16 protein-coding genes are annotated in these 13,441 nt (G+C 61.4%); 11 read left to right on the top strand and 5 right to left on the bottom strand.

What is annotated here, in order from left to right; translation table 11 throughout:
- The first annotated feature begins 1 nt into the window (after position 1).
- Genes phnL through phnP form a run of 5 tightly spaced genes read left to right on the top strand, consistent with a single transcriptional unit; the run spans position 2 to position 3,805 of the window.
- Positions 2-706: a phosphonate C-P lyase system protein PhnL gene (gene phnL, locus J9788_RS15085; RefSeq protein ID WP_182265174.1), complete on the top strand. Its 705-nt coding sequence runs from the start codon at positions 2-4 to the stop codon at positions 704-706.
- The gene (gene phnM, locus J9788_RS15080; RefSeq protein WP_102985544.1) at positions 706-1,842 is read left to right on the top strand and encodes an alpha-D-ribose 1-methylphosphonate 5-triphosphate diphosphatase; all 1,137 of its coding nucleotides are present in this window, start codon (positions 706-708) and stop codon (positions 1,840-1,842) included. Before phnL ends, phnM begins: the two co-directional genes overlap by 1 nt.
- Positions 1,842-2,411, top strand: a complete 570-nt coding sequence (phnN, locus tag J9788_RS15075) for a ribose 1,5-bisphosphokinase (protein ID WP_154870199.1) — start codon at positions 1,842-1,844, stop codon at positions 2,409-2,411. The genes phnM and phnN overlap by 1 nt, the downstream gene beginning before the upstream one ends.
- Positions 2,408-3,010: a DapH/DapD/GlmU-related protein gene (locus tag J9788_RS15070; protein WP_015376431.1), complete on the top strand. Its 603-nt coding sequence runs from the start codon at positions 2,408-2,410 to the stop codon at positions 3,008-3,010. Before phnN ends, J9788_RS15070 begins: the two co-directional genes overlap by 4 nt.
- A 12-nt stretch (positions 3,011-3,022) precedes the next feature.
- Positions 3,023-3,805 (top strand): phosphonate metabolism protein PhnP, encoded by a 783-nt coding sequence (gene phnP / locus J9788_RS15065; protein ID WP_182265173.1) that lies wholly within the window; start codon positions 3,023-3,025, stop codon positions 3,803-3,805.
- On the opposite strand, the gene J9788_RS15060 is transcribed toward phnP, so the two are convergent.
- Together J9788_RS15060 and J9788_RS15055 are read right to left on the bottom strand one after the other, a co-directional pair.
- Positions 3,762-4,394, bottom strand: coding sequence for an NAD(P)H-binding protein (locus tag J9788_RS15060; protein WP_182265172.1), 633 nt, complete (start codon positions 4,392-4,394; stop codon positions 3,762-3,764). The genes phnP and J9788_RS15060 overlap by 44 nt on opposite strands.
- Before the next feature lie 30 nt (positions 4,395-4,424).
- Positions 4,425-4,865, bottom strand: a complete 441-nt coding sequence (locus J9788_RS15055; protein ID WP_182265171.1) for a YhbP family protein — start codon at positions 4,863-4,865, stop codon at positions 4,425-4,427.
- A gap of 434 nt (positions 4,866-5,299) precedes the next feature.
- Between J9788_RS15055 and speFL the strand changes: the two genes are divergently transcribed.
- The 4 genes from speFL to J9788_RS15035 all read left to right on the top strand — a co-directional run bounded on the left by speFL (position 5,300) and on the right by J9788_RS15035 (position 9,612).
- Positions 5,300-5,404 carry a leader peptide SpeFL gene (gene speFL / locus J9788_RS15050; RefSeq protein WP_004933443.1) on the top strand — a complete coding sequence of 35 codons (105 nt, stop codon included), beginning with the start codon at positions 5,300-5,302 and terminating at the stop codon, positions 5,402-5,404.
- A gap of 274 nt (positions 5,405-5,678) precedes the next feature.
- Positions 5,679-7,841, top strand: coding sequence for an ornithine decarboxylase SpeF (gene speF / locus J9788_RS15045; protein ID WP_182265170.1), 2,163 nt, complete (start codon positions 5,679-5,681; stop codon positions 7,839-7,841).
- Between the two features lie 62 nt (positions 7,842-7,903).
- Positions 7,904-9,220, top strand: a complete 1,317-nt coding sequence (potE, locus tag J9788_RS15040) for a putrescine-ornithine antiporter (RefSeq protein WP_015376426.1) — start codon at positions 7,904-7,906, stop codon at positions 9,218-9,220.
- 86 nt (positions 9,221-9,306) lie between these two features.
- The gene (locus J9788_RS15035; protein WP_025305084.1) at positions 9,307-9,612 is read left to right on the top strand and encodes a GIY-YIG nuclease family protein; all 306 of its coding nucleotides are present in this window, start codon (positions 9,307-9,309) and stop codon (positions 9,610-9,612) included.
- On the opposite strand, the gene J9788_RS15030 is transcribed toward J9788_RS15035, so the two are convergent.
- Together J9788_RS15030 and J9788_RS15025 are read right to left on the bottom strand one after the other, a co-directional pair.
- A complete protein-coding gene (locus J9788_RS15030; RefSeq protein WP_021504238.1) occupies positions 9,599-10,102 on the bottom strand; it encodes a GNAT family N-acetyltransferase in 504 nt (167 codons plus the stop codon). The two genes, J9788_RS15035 and J9788_RS15030, sit on opposite strands and share 14 nt — an antisense overlap.
- Positions 10,096-10,623, bottom strand: a complete 528-nt coding sequence (locus tag J9788_RS15025; protein ID WP_169539846.1) for an SCP2 domain-containing protein — start codon at positions 10,621-10,623, stop codon at positions 10,096-10,098. Before J9788_RS15025 ends, J9788_RS15030 begins: the two co-directional genes overlap by 7 nt.
- A gap of 252 nt (positions 10,624-10,875) precedes the next feature.
- On the opposite strand from J9788_RS15025, the gene J9788_RS15020 reads away from it, so the two are divergent.
- Complete coding sequence (locus tag J9788_RS15020; RefSeq protein WP_016929314.1) at positions 10,876-11,871, top strand: peptidase U32 family protein; 996 nt, start codon at positions 10,876-10,878, stop codon at positions 11,869-11,871.
- An 11-nt stretch (positions 11,872-11,882) separates the two neighbouring features.
- Positions 11,883-12,761 carry a U32 family peptidase gene (locus J9788_RS15015; RefSeq protein WP_046897988.1) on the top strand — a complete coding sequence of 293 codons (879 nt, stop codon included), beginning with the start codon at positions 11,883-11,885 and terminating at the stop codon, positions 12,759-12,761.
- Between the two features lie 127 nt (positions 12,762-12,888).
- On the opposite strand, the gene J9788_RS15010 is transcribed toward J9788_RS15015, so the two are convergent.
- Positions 12,889-13,431 (bottom strand): chorismate mutase, encoded by a 543-nt coding sequence (locus J9788_RS15010; protein ID WP_182265169.1) that lies wholly within the window; start codon positions 13,429-13,431, stop codon positions 12,889-12,891.
- Positions 13,432-13,441: the final 10 nt, after the last annotated feature.

Raw genomic sequence — 13,441 nt, 5'->3', positions numbered from 1 at the left:
GATGACTATGCAAATTCGAGTTGAACATCTCAGTAAAACCTTTGTGCTGCACCAGCAGTACGGCACCCGCCTGCCGGTGCTGCACGACGCCAACCTGACGGTCCACGCCGGCGAATGCGTGGTGCTGCACGGCCACTCCGGCAGCGGCAAATCCACCCTGCTGCGCTCGCTGTACGCCAACTACCTGCCGGACAGCGGCCATATCTGGATCAACCACCAGGGCGACTGGCTGGACATGGTCAGCGCCGACGCGCGCCAGATTCTGGCGGTGCGCCGCCATACGCTGGGCTGGGTCAGCCAGTTCCTGCGGGTGATCCCGCGCATCAGCGCGCTGGAGGTGGTGATGCAGCCGCTGCTGGAACAGGGCGTCGAGCGCCCCGAATGCCGCGAACGCGCCGAAGCGCTGCTCGCCGCGCTCAACGTGCCGCAGCGCCTGTGGCCGCTGGCGCCGTCCACCTTCTCCGGCGGCGAACAGCAGCGGGTGAACATCGCGCGCGGCTTTATCGTCGATTACCCGATCCTGTTGCTGGATGAACCGACCGCCTCGCTCGACAGCCGCAACAGCGCGGCGGTGGTGCAGCTTATCGAACGCGCCAAGGCGCGCGGCGCGGCGATCGTCGGCATTTTCCATGATGAAGGCGTCCGCCAACAGGTCGCCGACCGGCTTTATGATATGCAGGCGCCGCAGGCGCTGGAGGCCCTCTGATGATCGTCAATAACGTTAAGCTGGTGCTGGATGACCAGGTGGTGCAAGGCTCGCTGGAGATGCAGGACGGCGTGATCCGCAGCTTCGCCGACGGCCCGAGCCGGCTGCCGCAGGCGCTGGACGGCGACGGCGGCTGGCTGCTGCCGGGGCTGATCGAGCTGCATACCGACAACCTGGACAAGTTTTTCACCCCGCGCCCGAACGTCGACTGGCCGGCCCATTCGGCGATGAGCAGCCACGACGCGCTGATGGTGGCCAACGGCATCACCACGGTGCTGGACGCAGTGGCGATCGGCGACGTGCGCGACGGCGGCCACCGGCTGGAAAACCTGCAGAAGATGATCGACGCGGTGATCCACAGCCAGCGCGCCGGAGTGAACCGCGCCGAGCACCGGCTGCACCTGCGCTGCGAGCTGCCACACGAGAGCACGCTGCCGCTGTTCGAACAGCTGATGGACAAGCCGGGCGTGTCGCTGGTGTCGCTGATGGACCACTCGCCGGGCCAGCGCCAGTTCGCCTCGCGCGAAAAGTACCGCGAATATTATCAGGGCAAATACCACCTCAACGATCAGCAGATGAGCGAGTACGAGGAAGAGCAGGTCGCCCTGTCCGCCCGCTGGGCCGCGCCGAACCGCGAGGCGATCGCCGCCCACTGCCGCGCGCGCCGCATCTCGCTGGCCAGCCATGACGACGCCACCGCCGCGCACGTGGCCGAATCCTGCGCGCTGGGCAGCGCCATCGCCGAGTTCCCCACCACCGAGGCGGCTGCCCGCGCTTCGCACCAGCAGGGCCTGCAGGTGCTGATGGGCGCGCCGAACATCGTGCGCGGCGGTTCTCACTCCGGCAACGTGGCGGCGCACCACCTGGCGGCGCTGGGGGTGCTGGATATCCTCTCTTCCGATTATTACCCGGCCAGCCTGCTGGATGCGGCGTTTCGCCTCGCGGCGGACGAGCGCAACGCCTACGATCTGCCCCAGGCGGTGCGCATGATCACCCGTAACCCGGCGCGGGCGCTGGATCTGCAGGATCGCGGCACCCTCGCCGAAGGATTGCGGGCGGATCTGGTGCTGGCACGGCCGCACGGCGAGCACGTTTACGTGCAGAACGTGTGGCGCCAGGGCAGGCAGGTGTTCTGATGGCGCGGCTCATCTATCTGATGGGGCCTTCCGGCGCAGGCAAGGACAGCCTGCTGGCCGCGCTGCGGGCCGACGCCGACCGCGCGCCGCTGGTGGCGCACCGCTATATCACCCGGCCGGCGGACGCCGGCTGCGAGAATCACATCGCGCTGAGCGAACCCGAATTTCTGCGTCGCCGCGCCAAGGGGCTGTTCGCGCTCGACTGGCAGGCGCACCAGCAGCGCTACGCGTTTGGGATCGAGGTGGATCTTTGGCTGCTGCAGGGGATCGACGTGGCGGTCAACGGTTCACGCGCCCACCTGCCGCAGGCGCAGCAGCGCTACGGTGCGCAGCTGCTGCCGGTGTGCCTGCAGGTCAGCGCCGCAATCCTGCGCCAACGCCTGCAGGATCGCGGGCGAGAAGGCGCCGAGCAGATCGAGCAGCGGCTGGCGCGGGCGGCGGAATATCAGCAGAGCCTGCCCGCCGGCTGCCGGGTGCTGCACAACGACGGCCCACTCGACGACACCCTGGCGGCGCTGCTGGCGCTGCTGCCGACTTCTACCCGACAAACTCAGGACGCGACGCCATGAACGACTTCGCCCAGCCGAAAATCGGCGACAACGTGACTCTTAACCGCACCCGGCTCGGCCAGTATGTGCACCTGGCCGACGATGCGATCCTGGAAGAGGTGGAGATGGGGGACTACTCCTACACCGCCGGGCACAACCAGATCTTTTACGCCACCATCGGCAAGTTCGTCTCCATCGCCTCCTATGCGCGCATCAATCCCGGCAACCACCCGACCTACCAGCGCATCGCGCAGCACCACTTCACCTACCGCGCTTCCGAATACGGGCTGGGGGAAGACGACGCGGCGTTCTTCGACTGGCGGCGCGAGCACCACGTCACCGTCGGCCACGACGTGTGGATCGGCCATAACGCCATCCTGATGCCGGGCGTCAGCGTCGGCAACGGCGCGGTGATCGGCAGCGCGGCGGTGGTCACCAAGGACGTGGAGCCTTACAGCATCGTCGCCGGCGTGGCGGCCAAAAAGATCGGCATGCGCTTCGACGATGCGCTGATAGAGCGTATCGAACGCAGCCAGTGGTGGCACTGGGATCACGCTACGCTGCAGGCGCGGCTGGCGGATTTTCGCGACATCAACCGCTTTGCGCAGAAGTACCTTTAACGGAGGGGAGCGATGCAACTGACCTTTCTCGGCACCGGCGGCGCGCAGCAGGTGCCGGTGTTCGGCTGCGACTGTTTGATCTGCCAACGGGCGCGGCGCGAGCCGGCATTTCGGCGGCGAGCGTGTAGCGCCATGCTCAACTATCAGGGGGAAACGACCTTATTGGATGCGGGATTACCGGCTTTGGAGCGGCGATTTTCGGCGGGGCAAATTCAACGTTTTTTACTGACACATTACCACATGGATCACGTTCAGGGGTTATTTCCTTTGCGTTGGGGGTGCGGAAATTCCATTCCGGTATATGGCCCGCCGGATGAACAGGGCTGCGACGACCTGTTCAAACACCCCGGCATTCTGGCGTTTCAGCCGCCGCTGGCGCCCTTCGCCACCGTCGAGCTGGGCGGCATGCGCATCACCCCGCTGCCGCTGCAACACTCCAAACTGACCCACGGCTATCTGATCCAGGCGGCGGGCGCTGCGCTGGCCTACCTGACCGACACCGTCGGCCTGCCGCCGGCCACCGCCGACTATCTGCAGAACGTGCCGCTGGATCTGCTGGTGCTCGACTGCAGCCTGCCGCCTCAGCCGCAGACGCCGCGCAACCACAACGATCTGACCCGCGCGCAGGAGACGCAGCGCTTGCTGCAGCCCAAACGCACGCTGCTGACGCACATCAGCCATCATCTCGATCGGTGGCTGCTGGACAACGAACTGCCCGCCGGGCTGGAGCTGGCGTTCGATCACCTCAGCGTCAGTCTCGGTAGCAGTGCAGCCGATCCGATTCCAGCACCCTGACCCCTTCGCCCGGCGTGAACGCCTGCTGCAGCAGCGTCTGCGCCACGTCTTTGGCGGCGACGGCGCGCCATTTGCCGGGCAGCAGCCTGAACAGCGGCAGCGTGAGGCGCTCCATCAGGCGCGGCGCAGGGCGATCCCCCACCAGCATGGAAGGCCGCACCAGCGTCAGGCGCGGCCAGCGCTGTTCGCGCAGCGCCTGCTCCATCTCGCCTTTGGTGCGGTTATACAGGAAGGTGGAATGCGCATTGGCGCCCAACGCACTCACCACCAGACAGTGCTGTGCCCCCAACCGGCGGCCGGTCAGCGCGCTCTCCACCACCAGTTGGTAATCGACGTAGCGGAAGGCATCGGCGCTGCCCGCCGCCTGGCGGGTGGTGCCCAGGCAGCAGAACACCAGATCGACCGGCTGCTGCAGGCCGCTCAGCAGCTCGAACAGCGCATCGCCGACCGGGTTGGTCAGCTTGCCGTGCGGCGGCAGCGGCGTGCGCGTCGGCGCCACGATGGCCGTTACCTGCGGATCGCTTTGCAACAGCTGCAGCAACTCGCGCCCCACCAGCCCGGTTGCGCCGACTAACAGTGCTCGCGCCATGCAATCTCCCGTTGTAATCAATACGTCGACTTAAAGTATAGACCGCGCCCAATGCAGCTTCTTGCCGAAGCCGAGGGTGTTGTCGGTCATCTTCACCTCGTGCAGATCCAGCCGCCATACCGAGGCCTTCAGCGCCCTGGCGATCGGGAAGCGCTTGCAGTAACGCGCGCGCGCCGCCTCGGCCTCTTCGCCGCTCAGCAGCACCGCCTCGGCGCGGTACTGCACGCCGCGGATCAGCGCGATGCTTTTCGGTTTCGGCGCGATGGTGCCGACCACCCGGCCGTTGTTCAGCATCAGCCCGCCGTGGCGGGTGTGCGGTTCGGTCATCAGCCACAGCGCCATCGTCGCGGCGTCGAACACGTAAAAACAGTTGGCGCACCACATGTCGAGGCCGTCGCCGGCGCACAGCGTCAAGACATGTTGCTTGCCGATGAAATCCGCAATCTGTTGCCGTTGTTCTGGGGTATTCAAGGTTACTCGCCTCCCGGTTCACTCACTTCATCTTACCCTGCGTTGTTGAAGCGAGTCACAAATAACGATAATCATCAAAAACCACGCATGAATACAAATACATCAATTGTGAATTTTTATTTATTTTTCACATAAATCAGATTGATAACATAAAAAATACAAGACGGATTTATTTGATCGTTATGTAGCCGGTTATTTGGCCGCTTTTTTTATTCCTTTCAGAGCGGCATTGAAATTAAGCGATTAAGGCCCGCGAGCATTAGCAATTCATTTACATGCCAATCTCTGCGCCAGGATGATAGTTATGCAACATATTGCATAACCGGTGAATAGTTATTTATCAAAACCGGCATTTATGTGACTATCATCACAATTTTTGGCGCATCTTGCGTTAAAATAGCGCCATCTTTTCACTCAGCAAGGTGGATTAGAAAATGGAAAACAATAACCGAAAAATGGCGCACATCAGGCGCACAACCCATATTATGATGATGGCTCATCGCAGCTGCTTTAGCTTCGCATTCTTCAACTACAGATAACCCTCACCCCTCGCTCTTACGCCGTTGTTAAGAGTGTCTTTGCGTTTCACTTTATTCTCCGCACTCCGGTGATAATGTCTTTCCCTCGCAAACCGGGAAGGGCGCGCAATACATTTTTAATACCGTCAAAGAGCCTCCAAGAAAAATAAAACAAAGAACACAGTTAATGTCTTAGGGCATCGCTGGGTTCTCGTACACCTTTATTTTCGTGAGGGCGTTAGCGGCAAATGGAATTATTTGCCGACGGCGCGCCTTTGCCTGAAGAATGAGAAAAATGAAAAAATTAAAAATTGCCGCCAACACCCAAACCCTCGGCTGCTTTGAAACTGAACGCGACATCGTCGATGTGCACCACAGCGATTTCAATGACGTCGCCGCCATCGTGCTGTCGGTAGAAGACGTCGCGCAAGGCATGGTGGCGCGCATCGAAGAGCACGGCCTGAACATTCCGCTGTTCGTCGCCGTCTGCTGCGAAGAAGAGCTGGATAACGCCGTCTTGCCGGCGCTGCACGGCGTGTTTGAACTGTGCGGCAAGAATACCCAGTTCTACGGCAAACAGCTGGAGGCCGCCGCCGCCAAATATGAGAGCGAGCTGCTGCCGCCGTTCTTCAACACGCTGACGCAGTACGTGGAAATGGGCAACGCCACTTTCGCCTGCCCCGGCCACCAGGGCGGCGAGTTCTTCCGCAAACATCCGGCGGGCCGCCAGTTCTTCGACTTCTACGGCGAAACGCTTTTCCGCTCCGACATGTGCAACGCCGACGTCAAACTGGGCGATCTGTTGATCCACGAAGGCGCGCCTTGCGCGGCGCAGCAGCACGCCGCCAAGGTGTTCAACGCCGACAAGACCTACTTCGTGCTCAACGGCACCTCGGCCTCGAACAAGGTGGCGACCAACGCCCTGCTGACGCGCGGCGATCTGGTGCTGTTTGACCGCAACAACCATAAATCCAACCACCACGGCGCATTGATCCAGGCCGGCGCCACGCCGGTGTATCTGGAAACCGCGCGCAACCCGTTCGGCTTTATCGGCGGCATCGACGCGCACTGCTTCGACGAGCGCTACCTGCGCCAGCAGATCCGCGAAGTGGCGCCGGAACGCGCCAACGAAGCCCGCCCGTTCCGCCTGGCGATCATCCAGCTCGGCACCTACGACGGCACTATCTACAACGCCCGTCAGGTGGTCGACAAGATTGGCCACCTGTGCGATTACATCCTGTTCGACTCCGCCTGGGTGGGCTATGAGCAGTTCATTCCGATGATGAAAGACTGCTCGCCGCTGCTGCTGGAGCTGAACGAGAACGATCCCGGCATCATCGTCACCCAGTCGGTGCACAAGCAGCAGGCCGGTTTCTCGCAGACCTCGCAGATCCACAAAAAAGACAAGCATATCAAGGGCCAGAGCCGCTACTGCAACCACAAGCGCTTCAACAACGCCTTTATGCTGCACGCCTCCACCAGCCCGTTCTATCCGCTGTTCGCCGCGCTGGACGTCAACGCCAAGATGCACGAGGGCAAGAGCGGCCAGCGCCTGTGGCAAGAATGTGTACGCGTGGGCATCGAAGCGCGCAAAATGCTGCTGGATACCTGCACGATGATCAAACCGTTCGTGCCGGATCAGATCGACGGCAAGCCGTGGCAAGCCTATGACACCGCGGCGATGGCCAACGATCTGCGCTTCTTCAACTTCGTGCCCGGCGAGAAATGGCATGCCTTTGAAGGTTATGCCGAATCGCAGTATTTCGTCGATCCGTGCAAACTGCTGCTCACCACGCCGGGCATCGATACCGCGACCGGTAGCTACAGCGAGTTCGGCATCCCGGCGACCATTCTGGCCAACTACCTGCGCGAAAACGGCATCGTGCCGGAAAAATGCGATCTCAACTCGATCCTGTTCCTGCTGACGCCGGCGGAAGACATCGCCAAGATGCAACACCTGGTGGCCCTGATCGCCCGCTTCGAGAAGCACATCGATCAAAACTCCCTGCTCAGCGAGGTGCTGCCTGCGGTCTATAAAAACCACCAGCAGCGCTACAAAAACTACACCATCCGCCAGCTGTGCCAGGAAATGCACGACCTTTACGTCAGCTACGACGTTAAAGAACTGCAAAAAGAGATGTTCCGCAAAAGTTATTTCCCGCGCGTGGTGATGAATCCACAGGACGCCAATACCGAGTTCGTGCGCGGCAACGTGGAATTGGTCTCGCTGGCCAAGGCCGAGGGCCGCATCGCCGCCGAAGGCGCCCTGCCTTACCCTCCTGGCGTGCTGTGCGTCGTGCCCGGTGAAATTTGGGGCGGCGCCGCGCAGCGTTATTTCCTGGCATTGGAAGAAGGCATCAACTTATTGCCGGGATTCGCGCCGGAATTGCAGGGCGTTTATATCCAACAGGATGAGGACGGCTGGAACCGCGCTTACGGCTACGTCATGAAAAATTAATCACCTTACGGGGCGGCGATTATTCTCGCCGCCCGGATCGCATCCTAAAAGAGAAAATGATCATGAGTAAGTCCAACAATAAAATGGGGGTCGTGCAATTAACGATCCTGACCGCCGTGAATATGATGGGTTCCGGCATAATTATGCTGCCGACCAAGCTGGCCGAAGTGGGCACGATTTCGATCGTTTCCTGGCTGGTGACCGCCGTCGGCTCGATGGCGCTGGCCTACGCCTTCGCCAAATGCGGCATGTTCAGCCGTAAATCCGGCGGCATGGGCGGCTACGCCGAATACGCCTTCGGTAAATCAGGCAACTTCATGGCGAACTACACCTATGGCGTTTCGCTGCTGATCGCCAACATCGCCATCGCCATTTCCGCCGTCGGCTACGGCACCGAGCTGTTCGACACCACGCTCAGCCCGCTCGGTATCTGTATCGCCACCATCGGCGTGCTGTGGCTGGCGACCGTCGCTAACTTCGGCGGCGCGCGCATCACCGGCAAAATCAGCGGCATCACCGTCTGGGGCGTGATCATTCCGGTGGTGGGCATCTCGGTCATCGGCTGGTACTGGTTCAGCGGCAGCGCCTACGTCGCCGCCTGGAACCCGCATCAGGTGCCGACCTTCGAAGCCATCGGCGCCTCGATCTCGATGACCTTGTGGGCATTCCTGGGGCTGGAATCCGCCTGCGCCAACACCGACGTGGTGGAAAATCCGGAGCGCAACGTGCCGATCGCCGTACTGGGCGGCACCCTCAGCGCGGCGGTGATCTATATCGTTTCGACCAACGTGATCGCCGGCATCGTGCCGAACATGGATCTGGCCAACTCCACCGCCCCGTTCGGGCTGGCGTTCTCCCACATGTTCAATCCGACGGTCGGCAAGATCATCATGGCGTTGATGGTGATGTCCTGCGTCGGCTCGCTGCTCGGTTGGCAGTTCACCATCGCCCAGGTGTTCAAATCCTCCGCCGACAGCGGCTTCTTCCCGAAAATCTTCTCCAGGCTGAGCAAGGCCGACGCGCCGGTTAAAGGCATGCTGACCATCGTCGTCATCCAGAGCGGTTTGTCTCTGATGACCATCAGCCCGTCGCTGAACAAGCAGTTCAACGTGCTGGTGAACCTGGCGGTGGTGACCAACATCATCCCTTACATCCTGTCGATGGCGGCGCTGGTCATTATTCAAAAAGTGGCGAAGGTGCCGGACAACAAGGCGCGCATCGCCAATATCATCGCCGGCATCGGCGCGCTGTACAGCTTCTATGCGCTTTACAGCTCCGGTGAGGAAGCGATGATGTGGGGCGCCATCGCCACCTTCCTCGGCTGGACGCTGTACGGCATCGTCTCGCCGCGCTTCGAGCTGGCGGGAAAAAAGGGGTAAAGCGGTAAGGCTCCGGCGGCCGGGGATGGGATTGTGACGGCGAACATGCCATCATACGCCGACCCTGGCCACCGAAACGGCGTACGATGACCGACACTACCCCCACTCCCTGGCACCTCTACATGCTGCGTTTACCGAGCGGCATGCTGTATACCGGCATCACCACCGACGTGGCGCGCCGCCTGGCGCAACATCAAGCCGGCAAAGGCGCCAAGGCGCTGCGCGGCAAAGGGGAGCTGACGCTGGCGTTTCACTGCCAGGTGGGGGATCGCTCAACGGCGCTGAAGCTGGAATACCGCGTCAAACAGCTGAGCAAAATACAAAAAGAGCGGCTGGTGAATCACCCGCCGCTGTCGTTGGCGTATCTATTGCCGGTGGTTAAAAGCGATTAAACGGCGCCGAAAAAGCCACTTCGCCGCTGACGCCATTCAGAGCGTCTTGCGCCAGCGGATACACCTGGAATGCGCTTTCCGTGTCAGGCCAGCGACAATTCAGGCCATAGGCGGCGGCCGGTTTGAAACCGAAGCGGCCGTAATAGGCCGGATCGCCCAGCACCACCACCGCGGCGTAGCTGAATTCGTTCAGCGAATCCAACCCCTCGTACACCAGCTTTTCAGCCAGCCCCTGACGGCGCAGGCTTTCATCTACCGCCAGCGGCGCCAGCGCCACCCATTGGCGATCTTCGCCGGCCACATCCACCGGGCTGAACGCGGCATAACCCACTACGCCGCCTTCGTCGTCAGTGGCGACCACGCCCAGCGTCAGCAGGCCGTCTTCGCGCAGCTGCTGCACCAGGTCGGCTTCGTCGTCGCGGCCAAAGGCGCGGCGCAGCAAGGCATCGATGCCCGCCGCGTCTACCGGGATCTCTACGCGGATCAGCATGATGCCGCCACACGGGAAGCCGACGCCGTGCCCTCCTGCAGCCCTGCTTCGACAAAATCAGCCAACTGCAACAGCCCCATGCGCAGCGGCGCAGGCATGCTTTCCAGCTCAATGGCGTCCATCAAATTTTTCACATACAGGCCCAATTCGGTATCCCCTTCAATCTGCAGCCGACGCTGAAAGAACAGCGTATCCGGATCTTGCTTACGCGCCGCGATCAGGATCAGATCGTTGGCGTCGCCGCTGAAGCTGACGTCCGCTTCGGCGTGCTGGCTGACCACCAGTTTGTCGTTTTCTACCGTCATAAACCATTGTAGCGCCAGATCGCGAACTTCGATCTTTAACCAGCGCGATTCGAGAAATTCCAGATCGCCATCCGCCAATGCCTGGCGGAACTGCCAGCTCAGCACCTGTTGCAGCAGTTGACGCTGCAGAGCGAACGGCGTGAATTTCAGCGGGATGCGCAGCAGCGACGGCCCCTGGCGCACAAGACGTGCTCGTAGTTGTTCCAACACGGTCATCCACTCCTTTCAATACGGACTACCGCTATTTTGCCACACTGACGCGCGGCTTCAGCGGTCTATATCAACAAATAGTGCATTTCACCGCCATGTTTATCAATACGCCATAAGCTGCCTCAAATCAAAACCCGTGCGCGCCCCTTTGCCTAAAATGGCCTCCCCAAATCGCGTTTGCCGGCGGAACACCGCCGTCGGCAACCTTTAAAGACAGCGTGCGCCCGGCCGGGCGTACGGCTAAGCCAGGATAAATCTATGGAGCTGCTTTGTCCCGCCGGCAACCTGCCGGCCCTGAAGGCCGCGGTGGATAACGGCGCCGATGCCGTTTACATCGGGCTGAAAGACGATACCAACGCGCGCCACTTCGCCGGCCTCAACTTCACCGAGAAAAAGCTGCAGGAAGCGGTCGATTACGTGCATCGCCACGGCCGCAAACTGCATATCGCCATCAACACCTTCGCCCATCCCGACGGCTACGCCCGCTGGCAGCGCGCGGTGGATATGGCCGCCCAACTGGGCGCCGACGCGTTGATTCTGGCGGATCTGGCGATGTTGGAATACGCCGCCCAGCGCTACCCGCAGCTGGAGCGCCACGTTTCGGTGCAGGCTTCCGCCACCAATGAGGAGGCGATCCGTTTCTACCAGCGCAACTTCGAGGTCGGCCGGGTGGTGCTGCCGCGGGTGCTGTCGATGCACCAGGTGAAACAGCTGGCGCGCACCAGCCCGGTGCCGCTGGAAGTGTTCGCCTTCGGCAGCCTGTGTATCATGGCCGAGGGACGCTGCTACCTCTCCTCCTACCTGACCGGCGAGTCGCCGAACACCGTCGGCGCCTGTTCGCCGGCGCGTTTCGTGCGCTGGCAGCAAACCGCACAGGGCATGGAGTCGCGCCTGAACGACGTGCTGATCGACCGCTATCAGGACCACGAAAACGCCGGTTACCCGACGCTGTGCAAGGGCCGCTATCTGGTGGACGACGTGCGCTACCACGCGCTGGAAGAACCCACCAGCCTCAATACCCTGGAGCTGCTGCCGGCGCTGCTGGCCGCCAACATCGCTTCGGTGAAGATCGAAGGCCGCCAGCGCAGCCCGGCTTACGTCAGCCAGGTGGCGCGCGTCTGGCGCCAGGCGATCGACCGTTGCCAGGCCGATCCGGCCGCCTACCGCGCCGACGCCGCCTGGATGGAGACGCTGGGCGCGATGTCCGAAGGCACCCAAACCACGCTGGGCGCCTATCACCGCAAATGGCAGTAGCCGGAGGAAACATGAAATACGCACTCGGGCCGGTACTCTACTACTGGCCGAAAAACGACATCGCAACGTTCTATCAACAGGCGGCGGACAGCAGCGCCGACATCATTTATCTCGGCGAGAGCGTCTGCGCCAAGCGCCGCGAGATGAAGGTCGGCGATTGGCTGGCGCTGGCGCGCGAAATCGCCCGCAGCGGCAAACAGGTGGTGATCTCCACGCTGGCGCTGCTGCAGGCGCCGTCCGAACTGAATGAGCTGAAACGCTATGTGGAAAACGGCGAGTTCCTGTTTGAAGCCAACGATCTGGGCGCGGTCAACATGGCGGCGGAGCGCGGCCTGCCGTTCGTCGCCGGCCATGCGCTGAACTGTTACAACGCCTATACCCTGCGCCTGCTGCGCCGTCAGGGCATGATCCGCTGGTGCATGCCGGTCGAGCTGTCGCGCGACTGGCTGGCCAATCTGCTGACGCAGTGCGACGAGCTGGGCTTCCGCCACGACTTCGAGGTGGAGGTGCTGAGCTACGGCCATCTGCCGCTGGCCTATTCGGCGCGCTGCTTCACCGCCCGCTCGGAGAACCGCGGCAAGGACGAGTGCGAAACCTGCTGCATCAAGTATCCGCAGGGCCGCATGATGCGTTCGCAGGAACAACAGCAGGTGTTCGTACTCAACGGCATCCAGACGATGAGCGGTTACTGCTATAACCTCGGCAACGAGCTGCCGAACATGCAGGGGCTGGTGGACATCGTGCGGCTGTCGCCGCAGGGCGCCGAGACGCTGGCGCAGATCGATGCCTTCCGCGCCAACGAGCGCGGCGAACAGCCGCTGGCCTTGACCGACCATGCCGACTGCAACGGCTACTGGCGCCGCGTGGCGGGGTTGGAATTGGTGGGATGATGGAGGCCGCCGCCGGGCTTTCCCTCGCCTGAGGGGCCTTTCGCGCCATTATTCAGCTGGCCTCCCGCGAGGAGAATGCGCCCGAAACCACACATCGGGCGCATTCAGCCAGAACAACGGCAGGCGATTACCCTTTCAACGCAATTCGCTGTAATGACTGCCACAGGCGTTCTTTATCGCCAACTTTCAGCTGGGTTTGTTCCAGGGATTTCATAAAAACAAACCTGTCGTTAAAGCGCTCGCCTTTCTTCAATTTATTGCTGACGCTGGTCAAAATCTGGGTATTCAACCGGCTGATTTTCGCCCTCACACTGACCAGCGATTCAGGCTGCCAGCCGTTTTCCGGTGCCGCCAGCCAGTCTGCCCGGTAGCGATACTGAATCGCTTTGGCCGCATCCATTTGCGCCTGTATAAAAGGAGCCACCGACTTGCCATCCAATCCCAATGCTTCCGCCTCGCGGACTGAGTTGGCCAATACGTTGGCCTCCTGAGGCAAGTCCTCAATGGCCAGATGGTTGTTTGCCTTATACCCGGCAACGTCTTTCATGTAAGACAATCGCTGGTTAATCAATGAGGCGGTCTCCTCGGTTTGAATAGGCTTTGCCACCGCCGTGATAGATAAAAATAATCCAGCCAAAAGCAGCAACCCTCTCGTCACTTTAAAATCCATTTAATCTCTC

The sequence above is a fragment of the Serratia sp. X10 genome (genome assembly GCF_017811775.1).
GTDB classification, from domain to species: Bacteria; Pseudomonadota; Gammaproteobacteria; order Enterobacterales; family Enterobacteriaceae; genus Serratia; species Serratia ureilytica.
The sequence above is the reverse complement of the archived record's forward strand: the minus strand, read 5'-3'. Positions and strand labels throughout refer to the sequence as shown.